The 13,434-nt window shown below is 45.5% G+C and carries 18 protein-coding genes; 4 read left to right on the forward strand and 14 right to left on the reverse strand.

The window, feature by feature from the left end; all coding sequences use genetic code 11:
• Positions 1–113 precede the first annotated feature (113 nt).
• The 5 genes from ISALK_RS12670 to ISALK_RS12690 all read right to left on the reverse strand — a co-directional run bounded on the left by ISALK_RS12670 (position 114) and on the right by ISALK_RS12690 (position 3,136).
• A complete protein-coding gene (locus ISALK_RS12670; protein WP_160722887.1) occupies positions 114–671 on the reverse strand; it encodes an REP-associated tyrosine transposase in 558 nt (185 codons plus the stop codon).
• A 79-nt stretch (positions 672–750) separates the two neighbouring features.
• The gene (locus ISALK_RS12675) at positions 751–1,035 is read right to left on the reverse strand and encodes a hypothetical protein (protein WP_160722889.1); all 285 of its coding nucleotides are present in this window, start codon (positions 1,033–1,035) and stop codon (positions 751–753) included.
• A gap of 23 nt (positions 1,036–1,058) precedes the next feature.
• The gene (locus tag ISALK_RS12680) at positions 1,059–1,541 is read right to left on the reverse strand and encodes a nucleoside deaminase (RefSeq protein WP_160722891.1); all 483 of its coding nucleotides are present in this window, start codon (positions 1,539–1,541) and stop codon (positions 1,059–1,061) included.
• Positions 1,542–1,721: 180 nt separating this feature from the next.
• On the reverse strand, positions 1,722–2,336 hold the full coding sequence (locus ISALK_RS12685) for a hypothetical protein (protein ID WP_160722893.1): 615 nt from the start codon (positions 2,334–2,336) through the stop codon (positions 1,722–1,724).
• Positions 2,337–2,452: 116 nt separating this feature from the next.
• A complete protein-coding gene (locus ISALK_RS12690; RefSeq protein WP_160722895.1) occupies positions 2,453–3,136 on the reverse strand; it encodes a hypothetical protein in 684 nt (227 codons plus the stop codon).
• Positions 3,137–3,408: 272 nt separating this feature from the next.
• Between ISALK_RS12690 and ISALK_RS12695 the strand changes: the two genes are divergently transcribed.
• Positions 3,409–4,260, forward strand: coding sequence for a leucine-rich repeat domain-containing protein (locus tag ISALK_RS12695; RefSeq protein WP_160722897.1), 852 nt, complete (start codon positions 3,409–3,411; stop codon positions 4,258–4,260).
• A gap of 139 nt (positions 4,261–4,399) precedes the next feature.
• Positions 4,400–5,620 carry an MFS transporter gene (locus ISALK_RS12700; RefSeq protein WP_160722899.1) on the forward strand — a complete coding sequence of 407 codons (1,221 nt, stop codon included), beginning with the start codon at positions 4,400–4,402 and terminating at the stop codon, positions 5,618–5,620.
• Positions 5,621–5,804: 184 nt separating this feature from the next.
• Here the strand turns inward: ISALK_RS12700 and ISALK_RS12705 are convergent, their stop codons facing one another.
• From ISALK_RS12705 to ISALK_RS12740, 8 genes are all read right to left on the reverse strand, one after another.
• Complete coding sequence (locus tag ISALK_RS12705) at positions 5,805–6,965, reverse strand: GGDEF domain-containing protein (RefSeq protein WP_160722901.1); 1,161 nt, start codon at positions 6,963–6,965, stop codon at positions 5,805–5,807.
• A gap of 33 nt (positions 6,966–6,998) precedes the next feature.
• Positions 6,999–7,940 carry a glycine betaine ABC transporter substrate-binding protein gene (locus ISALK_RS12710; protein ID WP_160722903.1) on the reverse strand — a complete coding sequence of 314 codons (942 nt, stop codon included), beginning with the start codon at positions 7,938–7,940 and terminating at the stop codon, positions 6,999–7,001.
• Positions 7,941–8,207: 267 nt separating this feature from the next.
• Entirely contained in the window at positions 8,208–8,522 is a 315-nt protein-coding gene (locus ISALK_RS12715; protein ID WP_160722905.1) for a hypothetical protein, read from the reverse strand.
• 111 nt (positions 8,523–8,633) lie between these two features.
• Positions 8,634–8,840: a DUF2922 domain-containing protein gene (locus ISALK_RS12720; RefSeq protein ID WP_160722907.1), complete on the reverse strand. Its 207-nt coding sequence runs from the start codon at positions 8,838–8,840 to the stop codon at positions 8,634–8,636.
• Positions 8,841–8,917: 77 nt separating this feature from the next.
• Positions 8,918–9,115, reverse strand: coding sequence for a DUF1659 domain-containing protein (locus ISALK_RS12725; protein WP_160722909.1), 198 nt, complete (start codon positions 9,113–9,115; stop codon positions 8,918–8,920).
• Between the two features lie 125 nt (positions 9,116–9,240).
• Positions 9,241–9,657 carry a hypothetical protein gene (locus ISALK_RS12730; protein WP_160722911.1) on the reverse strand — a complete coding sequence of 139 codons (417 nt, stop codon included), beginning with the start codon at positions 9,655–9,657 and terminating at the stop codon, positions 9,241–9,243.
• Between the two features lie 33 nt (positions 9,658–9,690).
• Positions 9,691–10,428: an N-acetylmuramoyl-L-alanine amidase gene (locus ISALK_RS12735; protein ID WP_160722967.1), complete on the reverse strand. Its 738-nt coding sequence runs from the start codon at positions 10,426–10,428 to the stop codon at positions 9,691–9,693.
• A 145-nt stretch (positions 10,429–10,573) separates the two neighbouring features.
• Positions 10,574–10,738, reverse strand: a complete 165-nt coding sequence (locus tag ISALK_RS12740) for a hypothetical protein (protein ID WP_160722913.1) — start codon at positions 10,736–10,738, stop codon at positions 10,574–10,576.
• Between the two features lie 725 nt (positions 10,739–11,463).
• Here ISALK_RS12740 and ISALK_RS12745 point away from each other — a divergent pair.
• On the forward strand, positions 11,464–12,021 hold the full coding sequence (locus tag ISALK_RS12745) for a replication initiator protein A (protein WP_160722915.1): 558 nt from the start codon (positions 11,464–11,466) through the stop codon (positions 12,019–12,021).
• Between the two features lie 81 nt (positions 12,022–12,102).
• Here ISALK_RS12745 and ISALK_RS12750 read toward each other — a convergent pair whose 3' ends face one another.
• A complete protein-coding gene (locus tag ISALK_RS12750) occupies positions 12,103–12,384 on the reverse strand; it encodes a helix-turn-helix domain-containing protein (protein WP_201756917.1) in 282 nt (93 codons plus the stop codon).
• Positions 12,385–12,701: 317 nt separating this feature from the next.
• Here ISALK_RS12750 and ISALK_RS12755 point away from each other — a divergent pair, with 317 nt between their 5' ends.
• The gene (locus ISALK_RS12755; protein ID WP_160722917.1) at positions 12,702–13,364 is read left to right on the forward strand and encodes a peroxiredoxin; all 663 of its coding nucleotides are present in this window, start codon (positions 12,702–12,704) and stop codon (positions 13,362–13,364) included.
• Positions 13,365–13,434 lie beyond the last annotated feature (70 nt).

Genomic DNA, 13,434 nt, shown 5'->3' on the forward strand with positions numbered 1-13,434 from the left:
GTTTTTTATCATAACGTTTAGAGGTTTTCTTTCCTGTTGACACGTGATCGCTCCCTTTATTGGATTATCGTCGTACTTACATTATACAAGAAATGTTTTATACGACAACTACCCTAACATATAGGGTGGTCATTATTATTTTCCTTAGTATATTTTGTAAATAATTCAATAGATTGATGATTGTTAGTGGAAAATCTATGTAGCACACTTTCTGTCTTTACAATTTTAGGTTTATCGATGTACTCATTATAACTACTCCATTTATAATCTGCTATTTCCTTTACAATTCCGGCCTTCAATGGATTTTGATGAATGTATTTTAATACCCTCAACAAATATCCCTCATTTTCAACCACTTCACTTTTATACCGCTCTTGAAACAGATGTCCCGTTCGTTCATACTTATTGTTGTACCAATAAACATAGCTTCCGGATACTTTTTTTATTATTGTGGATATGCTATTTCCTGTTTCTTTAATGAGAAGATGAATATGATTATCCATCAAACAATAACCATAAACTTCACATATTTGTTGATTGGTATATCGTTCGATCGTCGCCAGTAATCTCCGCTTATCTTCCTCATCTTCAAAAATATTTTGTCGATTAATGCCTCTTACCATAATATGATAAATCCCACTCTCGCTTTTTTTACGCGGATTTCTTGGCATAATGATCACTCCTTGGGGTAATATCGACTATTAAATATGAAAAACTCATAAAGGGACAATGAACCTGTCCCTATGTCCCCTAATAAGGCGGCGGCATTTCCACGGAGAGGATCAAACAGAATCCCGCCACCAAGGCGATTCCCAACAGTGAAATAATGATCCCCGGTCGTAGCTGCATTTGCATGGCCTTGGTTCCGTGTTTGGTCGTCAGCCGATATTCAATCAAGCCGAGAATCAGCCCCAGGGTCAAGGGGATCAGTGCATATACGGTGATAAAACCGATGCTGATAAAACCTCCCATACCAATGATCAAGGATAGATATCCCAGCACGTTCAGCGTCCTTTTCGAAACCTCTTTTTTCATTCTTCCTTCCTCCCTATGGTTCTTTAGGATTTTTCTTCGTGAAACCTTCGATGAAGCTCCCGGATCTCCCGGGAAAACTCCGGTGCCGGTCCCTCTACCACGGTGTCCCGAATAACCTCTTGTATCGGCAGACTACGAACCCGGGATTTCGGAACCCCCATTTCCTCCAACCAGGTAACCAACTGCTTCGAGGAACTTGCGTAAACAATCCTTCCCAACCCTACCAAACCATGAGCGGCGGCGCACATGGGGCAGTGTTCCCCGGAGGTGTACACCGTGGCCTTCCCCCGTTCCTCTAAAGACATGTTTTCTGCGGCCCAGCGGGCCAGGGCAAACTCCGGGTGTCGGGTATGGTCCCCGCCGGAGATATGATTATGATCCTCTACAAGTACCTTGCCCTCCTTTGACACAAGCACCGACCCGAAGGGCTGATCCCCCTTCTCCACGGCGATTCTCGCCAGTTCCACACACCGCTGTAGGTGTTTCAAATCCTTATGGGTAATCATGATTATCCCCTCCTTGATCATTTCCCTATGTATACCCCAAAACAGCGGAAAATCACTTAGCTGCGACAGGGGTGACAGAGCGTGACAGAGTGACAGCGGGACGGAGTTTTTGTCATACAATGATGACAAAAACTCCGTCCCGCTGTCACTCGTCCCCCTGTCACGCTCTGTTAGCACCAATCAAATCAAGTATACAGCCAAGCTTAGAAAGGCCAACCCGGCTACCATTTCCCCCACACCCAGGGTTTTGGAAAAGGATCGCCCCTCCGATGCCGCGGCTTCCTTTAGATCCTCTAGAAGCTCCCGGCCCATGGGGATTTCCCCCAGCCTTTTGAAGGTAAGTACCTGGTGACTCCCTCCCGATAAATGAGGCTCCACCGTGATTTTTCCTTTGCTGTCGGGAAAGGTGTATTTTCCCTTGTCTCCCGGTTCCCACTGCTTTTCATGGTCAATGTCGTATTGCTCCATCAGCCGGTCCAAAAGTTTTTGCACCGCTCCTTTATCCATGTTATGGATGTTGATTCTTCGGTGGGTGATTTCATAATAAGTCTTATAGATAATAGCCAACACCAAGATCAGCAGGGCACCCATCAAAAATAGATTTTGCGTGGTCTCCACCCCCTCCATCAGGTCCCTTTCCAACTGCATAAACAAGGGATAGATCGGTAAAATCGCCAAAAGCCAGGAGGTTAGAGGACTATGAACGAAGTATTCCTTCTTCCGTCGTTTCCTCCAACCGTCATAAAGCAGGATAAACCCCGCAGGTACAAGCAACATCATTAATTCCAGCATCATCAATCCCGGTCCCCTTTCTCAAGTAAAAATCCACCCAAGCTTACCCGGTCCTTCCGGGAAAAGGTCCAAAAACTACTCCATACTCCGTTGCCGGTGAAAATAATCCCGGCGACCAATCACCATCCGTGATTGGTCAGGGTTACGGCCTGTCCGTCGTTATACAGGGTGTATTCTATGTCCTCGCCATGCCACCGAATCCCATGAAAATCCACGGACTCCCCAATTTCATCCCGGGAAACCGTAAACTGTTTTTTAATGACTTTTTCCCTGCGATGGCCCTGGGTTAGGTATTCCTGTTCAAAATCGTAGTACTCCTGTCCGGTGACCTGTTGCAGGCTCTCGGGTAAATGCAGACGAATGTAAAACCGGTTCTGTCCCCGGCCATAATCCTTTACTGTTAAGGAGGAATGGATAGTCACTTCTTCCTCGGAGGAAAACAGGGATATGTCTCCTTCCACAAAATCCACTGCCTGCAGCTGATGACCGCTGACCCGATGAAAGGTGGTCCTTCCCACATCCACCGTCCACTGCATGATGGGAATCACAATCAGGATTACAGCGATGAAAATCAGGATTTTACTTCTATCCTGAAAACGCTCCAGCTTAAACAGTCCCCTTATTGCAATCACAAAAAGGGCCAGGGGTACCAGGCCGGAAACATAGAGCCTGCCGCCGTTGGTTCCTATGGGCCGTATGAAGTACTCAATAATCGATTTGGAATGATAAGGCATGGGATAGGTTAACAGAACCAGCAAAAACAGGATCCCGGTGTATTTCAATAACTTTTTATTCTCACTCATGAAACGCCTCCCTTTTTCCTTGGCCCGACAACCGATAAGTTTTCAGACCGTGGACCTTCTCTAGTACTTATTCTCGATGTTGGTCTCGAAACCCTTTTTTTACGGGAATTTTTCTCAATAATCCCCATCAGTGGCGCTCTTTTTTGGATTTGCTTGCTAAAGATTAACCGTACTTTAAAATCATATTCACAACTGACGGAATTCATGTTAAAATCTAACAGTTGCCTTGTTTATATTTTAACGGGCAAAACTACAACTAGGAGGTCTTTACAATGCTGAAAAAAACAATTATTGCAATTCTGGTTCTGCTTTCTCTTCCGGTTTTTACCGTTGGCTGTTCCGATTCCGGGATCGAAGCCGGGGAAGTGGTGTCTTACCGAAGTGACGACACCCTTCATGTTTTCATTGAAGGTTCCGGAGCCCAGGTGCTTCCCGAGATGGATGAAGAGCCCGAGGAATACTTGGAAGAATACCTGGACTTTACCTGGGACGACGGCAACAGCCAAGGGATCATCCGGGACTTTGCATACGACGGCCCCCAAAACGGACTGTTATCGGAGCATGGCATTACTGAAGTACACATCCATGAAGGGGTTCAGGAGATCGGTGCCTTTGCTTTCTTTAATAACGAATTAGAAGAGCTGACCCTGTCCGAGGGTGTGGAGGTAATCGGCAGCAGAGCGTTTCGGGAAAATCAACTGACAACCCTGACCCTTCCCGACAGTGTCACCACCATTGACAGCCGAGCCTTTCGAGCTAATGAATTGGAGGAGCTGGAACTGGGCACCGGTGTAACCCACATCAAGGACCTGGCCTTCGATAATAATCAACTGAACCGCTTAACGGTACCGGATAATGTAACCACCATGGAAAACGGTGCCTTCGGCAACAATGAACTTACGGAAGTCACCCTGGGTAGCGGCATCACCGACATTCAGCCCGCCACCTTCTGGGGCAGTGCCCTTACCTCCATCACCATCGGGGATGACGTGACCATTCATGATGATGAACACACCAAAACCGATTACATGATGGGTACCAACCAGGGCTTCAAAGCTTTTTACGAAGAGCAGGGAAAGGAAGAGGGCACCTATACCTGGACCGGAGAAGCATGGGAGCGGTAGCCAAAGATTCCGACCTTTTTTATAATCCTCTATAAACCCCCAAAGCACCTCGCTCCATCCTTTTTTTTAAAGGAGGATGCCGAGGTGCTTTTTATTTCGCTCCCTTGATATTTCGACTCCCGATATATATAATGGTACCATGAGTTATCTAAAATTAAACCCCATCATAAAAAAATTCATTATTGTTGTATTTCTTTACGGGCTGACCTCCTCCTCCTTCAACGGGTTTTTCGGCATTTACGTGGTGGAACTGGGCCACCCGGAAAGCCTGGTGGGAACGGTGCTGGCCCTACGCCGTTTTGCCGTGGCCCTGTTTACCTTTTTCATCGCCTTTATCGCGGGAAAAATCGGCCACAAGCGGACCCTGATGCTGGGTCTTGCCACGGTGGGCCTGAGCAGTATCGCCATCGTTTTGGTGGAGGATATCACCTTGATCATGGCCATGGCCATGGTCTTCGGTTTTGGCCATGCGGCAATGCTGACGGTGGAGTCCCACTTCTTGTATCACCAGGCAGGGGAAGAGGAACGGGTCCATGCCTTCAGCCTTACCTTCGCCACCAGAAACGCCGCCTTTATGACCGGATCCCTGGTTACCGGTCTCCTTGCGGATTATTTCGCAACCTATATGGGGGCCGGGGTGATGTCCCTTCGCTACTCGTTATTGATCATCAGTCTCATGAGTCTGATCGCCCTGTTTCCCCTGGCCCTGTTAAAGCCCAAAACCCAAAAAAAAGCCAAACCCTTGAGCGCCAAAGAGTTTAGAGGCTTTTTCACGAAAATGAATGTATCCTATTTATTCTACACCGGGCTGATCGGCCTGGGAGCCGGGCTGGTGGTCCCCTTTTTCGGGGTGTACCTAAAATATATGCTGGATACCACCGACAGCATTGTGGGCCTGATCCTGAGCTTCGCCCAACTGGGTACCGTGGTGGGCGGCCTTAGCGTGCCCATGATCGGAAAACGGATCGGCAGCTATAAAACCATTGTGCTGACCCAGATTCTCAGCATTCCCCTGTTGATTGCCATCGGTTTTCCCCAGGGATTATTGGTGGTGGCCGTGGCCTTCTTCCTTCGAAGTTCTCTGATGAACATGGGCCAGCCCCTGATTCGAAACATCTCCATGGACATCGTCTCGGAAAAGCACCGGCCGTTGATGGCCTCCATGCGGGCGATGATCAACAGCCTTACCCGGGCCGCCGGGATTTTCTTCGGCGGCGCACTGATGGAAGGCTATACCTATAACACCCCCTATATCTTTACGATTCTTCTCTACCTCCTGGGTACCGTGGTATTCTACCGCTTGTTTCGAAGCCGCTTTCTCGGCGCAAAAGAAGCAGCTGCCGGGGAATTTTCCTCCTAAGGGCGCCCCCGGGAAAATCCCCGATTCTTTAACAGGGTTCGAATAACTATGTTTTCCTCTAAAGAAAAACCCCCTAAAGCGATGGTTCTTTCCATCCTTTAGGCGGTTGCTAAGAGCAGTCATTCTTAGCTTGACACTCCCACTGCTTATAGAAAAGGTTTTGCCCATCAGCTCTCATTGAAAATCATTTATCCTCTTCACTTTCTTTCCCGGCAATTTTTCTTCTGTACATTTCATCTTCCGCATCGGTAAAAATTTTATCCATACTTTGGGAAGTATCTAATTTGATTGCATACCCTAAAGAGATACTGGGGCATGGTTTGAAATCCGACTTTTTGCACCCCTCGTTGATTTTATCCACAATTTTTTTTGCACTTATAAAGCTGGTATTCGGCAAAAGTATACCGAATTCATCGCCACCCCATCTGGCCAGTATTCCTGTTTTTCCTACCGCCTCTTTTAAGATTCTAGTTAGTTCAATCAAAAGTTCGTCTCCCTTTTTATGACCCATGCGATCATTCACTTTCTTTAGATCATTCACGTCCCCGATGATCAACGTAAGGGGAAGGTTGTTTTCATTGTCTAGCCTTTCAGACTCTTCCTCAAAAAACCTTCGGTTATAAGTGCCTGTCAAAGCATCATGGTAAATTAAATAGTTTATTCGATCCTCTTTTTCTTGTTGTGTCTTTACCTGTGCGTACCATAACTTTATCGAAATGAACCAGGATATCATCAAAAGTATACTGGATAAAGCGATAAAAATAAGTAAAGAAAGACTTAAGCTTCTTTCCGAGAGAATCTTACTATGTACGTGCTCATGCATAATATTCGTTAAGCTTTCAATGGATGTTTTCAGCTCCAGTTGATTTTTCGTATAGGTCCACCCCTGTAAAAGTTCAAAAGCTTGATCTTTTTCGCCTTGACTGATCAGAGTGAAGGCTTGGTTTTCTATTGATTGCAGTTCGTGTAAATGACTGCTTATTTTTTCTTGTTTTTGACCAACTTCATCTAAATCAAGCATTTCATCAATATTATAAAGGGTTTCATTTACTTTCGGTAAATGCTCATCATAGTCTTTTTCCCAACTTAAATCACCGGTGGCAGCGGCTATGCGCGTGGACATTTCCAGTTGATTTGCATAGAGGGTAAGCTCCCCGGATGCTCTTTCCACGGCCAATTTATTATGTTCAAAATTTTTGATCGTCGTATAGGAATAGATCAGATGGGAAATCAGTGTTACGATCAATAAAACCGTAACGGCAACGGATATAATAAACCAGGGGTTTGAATGATTATGAAGTTTTTTTACAATATATTTATTTTTCATTGCACGCTTAATAGACATAAAAGTTGTGTGCTCCTTTAAATTTTGTGATCACTAAGGGCTTATCCATTCATCCACAAGATCTTTATTCTCCTCTACCCAAATTTCAGCAGCTTCCCTCGGTGTTTTGTTTTCCTCTTCGATCAATAACATCACTCTTTGGATGTCCTTCTTTCGCCAATAAAAATGATCTAAAAAATCATACACCTCCGGCATATCCTGGTGCAAATTTTCTCGTACAACCGTGGCAATATGCTCTTCTTCTCCAAAGACATTTTTCGGGTCCTCAAGATATTTCAGATCCCATTTTTCGAATTTCCAATGGGGTGTCCAAGCCGTTACAATGATAGGCTTTTGTTCTTCGATGGCGGTTTCAAGGGTTTTTGTCATGGTCGACTCACTACCGGAAACCAGGGTAATATGATCATGAAGGTTGTATTCATCGAAAACTTCTTTCGTTTTCTCCATAATACCGGCATCCGGTTCGATCCCTATTATTTTTTCCCCAAATTCTTCTTTATAATGAATCAGATCGTCCATAGACTCTATGGTAACATAACCGGGGGTAGCTAATCCAACGAAAGTCCCCTCAAAATTAGGGCCTAGGATTTCCACCCTATCTTCATGGGCTTCCAGATGTTTTTTATGTAAAGAGGGAAGCCAGGAAGAGACTGTAGCATCCTGATCGCCTGCGGCGATGGATTCCAACAACGAAGTAAGGGGGACGGAAAGGACCTCACAGTCGTAACCAAGTTCTTTTTCAATGATGGTTTTCACAACGTATGTACTTGCCACCTCTGAATCCCAATCCACATAAGCTATGTTGACAGTTTTCTCTTGAACCGTTTCTTCCTTTCCCGTATCCTCTTCCCGGTTGATATCATTGCCTGTAGAGCAGCCTGTTAGGTTGATGGAAATCAATAAAAGCGCTAGAAAAGAAGCAAACCTAAGTAAACGGTTAAAATCAAAAAATGGTTGTATTTTTTTCTTGTGCATATATTCAACCTCGCTTTCTGTAAAATACCTATCGATCCGGTCGCCAATCATGATAGGAAAACAAGCATTTTGCTCGAACAACTGTTATTATACTAAACATGTCGAACAAAGTCGAATGTTTTGACCGGGAATAATAAAGGCAAAACGATGCCCTCGTGCTCATGCATTATGATGGCTAAAAAAAGCACAGGGTCTCATCTGTTGTGGATATCCCGATGAGTCCCTGTGCTGTGCTTTGCCTTGTTTTGTCTTGCTTGATTTTTGGCTCTACTTTCGTTCACTTTCTTCCAGCGCTTCCTTCTTCTCTTTCAAAGCTTCCTTCTCAGAAATCCTAATCTCTCCATTATCATAACGCTTTAAGGCTTTAAGAAGCCATCCTTTGGAGTACTGATCTCCGAGGTAACCCAGGAGTCCCGAAAGGGATATTAGTATCCCGTCGTGGACGGACCCCAGGCTCATGAGGCCAAAAGCGGCCAAATAGGCTAAAAAGGCGGAAGCGGCGATGTTGATGATTACCTGCATCTCTAAGAGGCTCGAATCTTTTCTCGCCCCTTCTCCAATCATGGCTCCGATTACGGCCATGATCAGTAGTTCTACGTTCAGAGGACATCCCCTCCTTTGCTCAGGACGGATGTAGGGTCGAAAAAAGGGACGAACAAGAAATGTCCGCCCCTTAAATCCCCTTTATCCACCCTATTCCACGGGTAAGTCAATATCCTCGTAGGTTGTACGAACCAGTCGTGCAGACTGGGCCTGGGTAAAATCAAAGACGTCCTGGTCGATGATGGTTTCCATGGCGTTTTTCACTTCGTTTCCCGTCAAATCTTCCCGTGCATCGTTCATGGAAAGTCTGGTACGGCTTCCTTCCGAGTTGATAAAGTTCATTTCAAGTCTTGGCATTCAATTCCCTCCTTTCTGTTAGATTTTTCCCCTGTGCATCTCTGTTTCCGATAACCCTTTTCTTACAGGATACCCGCTTACAGTACCACTTCCTCGATCCGGATTACCTTCTTAATGGGTGTGGCAATCAGGCTTCCCAGGGCACTGGCCACGATGTCGATGTTCTGGTCCTGGGCTTCGAGCTTCAGGTTGCTGATGGTTCTCGAGCGAAGGATTTCATTCCCGTCGGGATCCATCCCCGTAACCACCTGCAGTCGCATTCTTTTTCGGTCCATATTTTTCACCTCCTCTCCGGCTTACCATCTATCTGTTCTTTCCTTAAGCCTCTTAGCATGTACGCTACCGGTTTCCGATCCCGGAAATTTTGCCGGTACTATTGCTGTTGCTGTTACTTTAACGCTTAAAACTCAAAGGTCTTACTCACCTCCTCTCCAGGGTCAAGGGTGTCTTCTTCCCCCTCTTCTAAGACGGTAATCTCTAAAAGTTCCTGTCCCTCCTCCCCCTCTTCCTCCTCTTCGGTTAACAAATCCAAAGGATTCGCCGGCAGGTCCGACAGCCCTTCCGTTTCCGGAAGGATTCCCTCTACGGGATGGACTCTTTTAATCCGTTCCAGCTCCTCGGCCATGTCCTGCTGCATCGGGGTGATGGTCACCAGCACCTCCTCATTGGGGCGAAACTTTCGAATAGCCAGCAGGTTCTCGTCGTTCAGGGCAATGTCCCCCAGGCTGATTCCGATCATCTGCTTCCAGTGCTTTCGCTGTATTTTATTGGTCACATCCATTCGCTTAATTTTCGCAATTAGTTGGGATTTCGGCATAACCTTCTCCTTTCTCTCTTTATTTTCCCCTTCCTAGGGCAGCACCAGATAGGTGGGATACCCGTCCTCCTCTAGGGACTCGATCATTCGCAGGGCATTTCCCTTTTCCCGAAAGGCCCCCACCTGCACCCGGTATAACTTCTCCCGGGATTCTTTCCCGGAACTTTCTTCCCCTTCCTCCCGGTCCTCCCCGCTGGTGAAGCCGTAGTGGTCCATGATCATCTCGCACTGGACTTGGGCCAGGCTTTCTAGGTTATGATCCCCGAGCAAGATCCGCTCTTCTCGAACATTGTCATGGAAAAGGCTTTCGATCAGTAAAATCGACGGGATGTTATACAAGGCTCCGTAGTACAGGATGCCGTAAAAGTCATCCCGCTGGGTGTTCAGCCGGGTTTTCGACCCCCGGTTATGGGTTTCGAAATGGTTGGCAATGACCCGGGACATTCTTCCTGCCAATCCCCGGTCCTTCGGCCGTTTCACCGAATAATACACTTCCGTCCCTCTGGCCGTGCCGTTAAAGGCATTGGTATGTTCGCTGATGAACAGGTCCGCTTGAAAGTCCCTTGCAATCTGGGCCCGCTGTTTCAGGGTCAGGCTTTCGTCCTTTTCCCGGGTGAGTTTCACTTCGAAATGTCCGGTTTTCTCCAGGGCCTCCTGTAAGTACTTAGAGATGGCAAGTACCCCGTCGGCTTCAATATAGGTGGTGGGGCCTCGGTTCCATCGGTCTTCTCCCCCATGGCCGGGGTCAATCACGATACGTATTTTTTTCATATATTCCTCCTTTTTGGGTTTCGTTTTTCAGTTGGCTTTACTGTTTTACGTTTTACTTGCTCTTTCCTTTTCTTGTCTTTCTACGGTTCTCTTCTTTCCTAAGGTTTATGGTTTTTCCAGATCCCCTCCTTTCACCGGTCTTTTTTCAGATCACCTCCTCCTCCTCTTCCATATCCAGGATTGGTCTTCGATAACGCTGGGCATAGTATCCGTAGATCACCTCCTCTTTCCTTCGCTGCTCCGCTTCCTTTCGTTTTCTTCGGTCCCGAAGGTACCGACGTAAAAATTCCTTTTTCGATAAGACCTCCATTACGAATCCCTCCTCAAATTTTGAACTTCTGTTCGATGTAGGTATATTATACCCGAAAAATAATAAATGTCTATACCCATTGGAAATAAACGGACGAAACAACATCAAACAACAGTAAATAACACCAAATAATACGAAATAACACCAAATAGCACAAAACAACATCAAATAACACCAAACAACACCGGGTAGGATCGAAAGTCCTGATCCGTCCTTGGATTATAACCCTTTTCACAATTATCCACATTTCATCCACAAAGTATCTCGATTTATCCACAGTTTGTCCACAGTTGTCTTCGGATTTATCCCCAGATGGATAAAAACTTCCCTCCAAGGATTCAAAACTTCCTTTCTGATAGCACCTTTTTTTCCTTCGGTTCTCACAAAAGGTTCCTTCCGCTAGGCTAGAAATTCACCCCTAATGATACTGATCTTAACGAGACGGATTTTAACGAGAGGGATTGAAAGATACCGAAGGAAAAATAAGAGCGCTATACAACCACAGCCCGATCATGGGAAAGCTGACCGGATAAAACCCTAACGGGGGAAGTGTTATTTCCTGTTGTTTTGTGTTGATTGGTGTTGATTGGTGTTGATTGGTATTGATTCGTGTTGATTCGTGTTGTTTCGTCCTTTTTGCATGTAAAGCTATGGGAAATCTTAGATAAATCGATTATAATAGCTTCACAACGAAGAAAACAAAAATATATTAGGGGGAATGGTGAATGGAAAAGAAGAAAAAGGATCCGAATCTATTTTACAAAGTAAGGGATCAAATCGATTATCGTTTTTTCAAAACGCCGAAGGATATATACTATCACCGGTACTATGATCATATTTCCTTAGGAGCAAAGTCTTTATACATGCTGCTGGCCGACCGCTTAAGCCTCAGTCTGAAAAACCGAATGTTCGACCGGGAAGGTTATGTATACGTACTGTTTAAAATCACCCCGGCCATGGATGATTCGAGAAAAAAGGAGGAAAAGGCTCCGGAAGAGTTAAGCCTGACAGAGGTTTTACAGGTAAGCCCCAAAAGCATCCGAAAGTATAAAGAGGAGCTGGTAAACCACGACCTTTTATTTGAGAAGCGGGCAGGTCAGGGCAAAGCGAACCGCATCTATGTGTTAAAACCCCGGGCATTGGAGGTGAAAGAAGAAAAATTCACGGATCTTTCCAAGAAAAGAGAAAGGGAAGCCTTTATTAAAAGCTTTCCCGCACTGTACGGCAGTGATCCGGGAGAGGTGAATCCCTCACCCTTATATGAAATGTCTTCCGATAGATGAAAAAGAAAAGACCCGATCCTTACTACTTTAGGATCGGGTCCTCCCTGTTACCTTTTCAATATTTCACTGTACTATGCTCCGCTACCGGGTGTCATCATCTCCCCATACATGTTTGGCGATATAGCTTTGCAGGGCACTTTCACTTACACGGTACTGCTTGCCGATGCGTACGGAGGGTAGCTTTCCCGAACGAAGAAGTTCGTATACTTTGCTCCGTCCAAGGAACAGCCTGTTTTTCACATCCTCCGGGGAGAGCATTTCAGCAAAGTCGATCTCCTTGGCATGGTACGGTTTGGAAGTTCTGTTCTCTATGTAATTCACCCCCTTTTTCTTAGGATCTTTTACGGTCCGGATTCTTCCCATGATCATTCCCCCTGTGTAACCCTTTTTATGGGGCTATACTTATAATTTTGAACGTATGTTCTGTCTATAGAATACATGTTCCCATGGAAATTGTCAATATATTTTCACAGTTTCAGGAAAAGTTTTTCCGGATTAAAGAAGCGCTCCCCGTCCAAGGACTCCGTGTCCATCCCCCTATATCATTTGAATAATTGATTACAAAACATTTTTTTATTTAAAAGAACAATGTTTTATTAAGAATGATTCTGTTTTAACGAAAATCCCCGGGGTATGATTGCAGTGTAGGGAAAATTTCACAAATACTAGGAGGTAATAAAATGGAAGAAACGAACAAAATGCCTTTACTTGGAGATTCTTTTCCGGAAATGACGGTGAAAACCACCCACGGTACCATGAAGCTTCCCCAGGATTACAAAGGGAAATGGTTCATCTTATTCAGCCATCCCGGGGATTTCACTCCGGTTTGCACCACGGAATTCGTAGCCTTTGCTAAGAAGGCGGAAGAGTTTAAAGCCTTAAACACAGAACTGATCGGATTATCCGTAGACCAGGTCTTCTCCCATATCAAATGGGTGGAATGGATTAACGATAACATGGACGTGAAAATCCCCTTCCCGGTCATTGCCGATGAACTGGGCAGAGTATCCACCGAGCTGGGCATGCTCCACCAAAGCAAAGGCACCAATACGGTGCGGGCGGTATTTGTGGTGGATGATCAAGGAAAACTTCGATTGATGATGTATTATCCCCAGGAAATCGGAAGAAGCATGGATGAAGTGCTTCGTGTGGTAAAAGCCCTTCAAACTTCCGATAATAACGGAGTGGCTATGCCGGAGAACTGGCCGAATAACGAACAGTTTAAAGATCAGGTAATCGTACCTCCCGCCGCAACGGAGGCAGAAGTGGAAAAACGAAAGAAACAGGCGGAAGACGGAGAATGCACCTGCCTTGACTGGTGGTTCTGCCATAAAGATTTATAAGATTCTTTTATAAGATCCTAAGGATATAACAAGGGGAATTGTCTTAAGTGACAATTCCCCTTGTTTTCAA

The sequence above is a fragment of the Isachenkonia alkalipeptolytica genome (genome assembly GCF_009910325.1).
Classification (GTDB): domain Bacteria; phylum Bacillota; class Clostridia; order Peptostreptococcales; family T1SED10-28; genus Isachenkonia; species Isachenkonia alkalipeptolytica.

Coding starts and splice junctions, on each gene's coding strand:
- ISALK_RS12670 (WP_160722887.1), bottom strand. CDS start 671: ATGCCAAGAAATCCGCGTAAAAAAAGCGAGAGTGGGATTTATCATATT.
- ISALK_RS12750 (WP_201756917.1), bottom strand. CDS start 12,384: ATGGGAAGAATCCGGACCGTAAAAGATCCTAAGAAAAAGGGGGTGAAT.
- ISALK_RS12685 (WP_160722893.1), bottom strand. CDS start 2,336: ATGATGCTGGAATTAATGATGTTGCTTGTACCTGCGGGGTTTATCCTG.
- ISALK_RS12735 (WP_160722967.1), bottom strand. CDS start 10,428: ATGAAAAAAATACGTATCGTGATTGACCCCGGCCATGGGGGAGAAGAC.
- ISALK_RS12740 (WP_160722913.1), bottom strand. CDS start 10,738: ATGGAGGTCTTATCGAAAAAGGAATTTTTACGTCGGTACCTTCGGGAC.
- ISALK_RS12730 (WP_160722911.1), bottom strand. CDS start 9,657: ATGCCGAAATCCCAACTAATTGCGAAAATTAAGCGAATGGATGTGACC.
- ISALK_RS12725 (WP_160722909.1), bottom strand. CDS start 9,115: ATGGACCGAAAAAGAATGCGACTGCAGGTGGTTACGGGGATGGATCCC.
- ISALK_RS12715 (WP_160722905.1), bottom strand. CDS start 8,522: ATGGCCGTAATCGGAGCCATGATTGGAGAAGGGGCGAGAAAAGATTCG.
- ISALK_RS12690 (WP_160722895.1), bottom strand. CDS start 3,136: ATGAGTGAGAATAAAAAGTTATTGAAATACACCGGGATCCTGTTTTTG.
- ISALK_RS12745 (WP_160722915.1), top strand. CDS start 11,464: ATGGAAAAGAAGAAAAAGGATCCGAATCTATTTTACAAAGTAAGGGAT.
- ISALK_RS12755 (WP_160722917.1), top strand. CDS start 12,702: ATGGAAGAAACGAACAAAATGCCTTTACTTGGAGATTCTTTTCCGGAA.
- ISALK_RS12680 (WP_160722891.1), bottom strand. CDS start 1,541: ATGATTACCCATAAGGATTTGAAACACCTACAGCGGTGTGTGGAACTG.
- ISALK_RS12720 (WP_160722907.1), bottom strand. CDS start 8,840: ATGCCAAGACTTGAAATGAACTTTATCAACTCGGAAGGAAGCCGTACC.
- ISALK_RS12700 (WP_160722899.1), top strand. CDS start 4,400: ATGAGTTATCTAAAATTAAACCCCATCATAAAAAAATTCATTATTGTT.
- ISALK_RS12710 (WP_160722903.1), bottom strand. CDS start 7,940: ATGCACAAGAAAAAAATACAACCATTTTTTGATTTTAACCGTTTACTT.
- ISALK_RS12695 (WP_160722897.1), top strand. CDS start 3,409: ATGCTGAAAAAAACAATTATTGCAATTCTGGTTCTGCTTTCTCTTCCG.
- ISALK_RS12705 (WP_160722901.1), bottom strand. CDS start 6,965: ATGTCTATTAAGCGTGCAATGAAAAATAAATATATTGTAAAAAAACTT.
- ISALK_RS12675 (WP_160722889.1), bottom strand. CDS start 1,035: ATGAAAAAAGAGGTTTCGAAAAGGACGCTGAACGTGCTGGGATATCTA.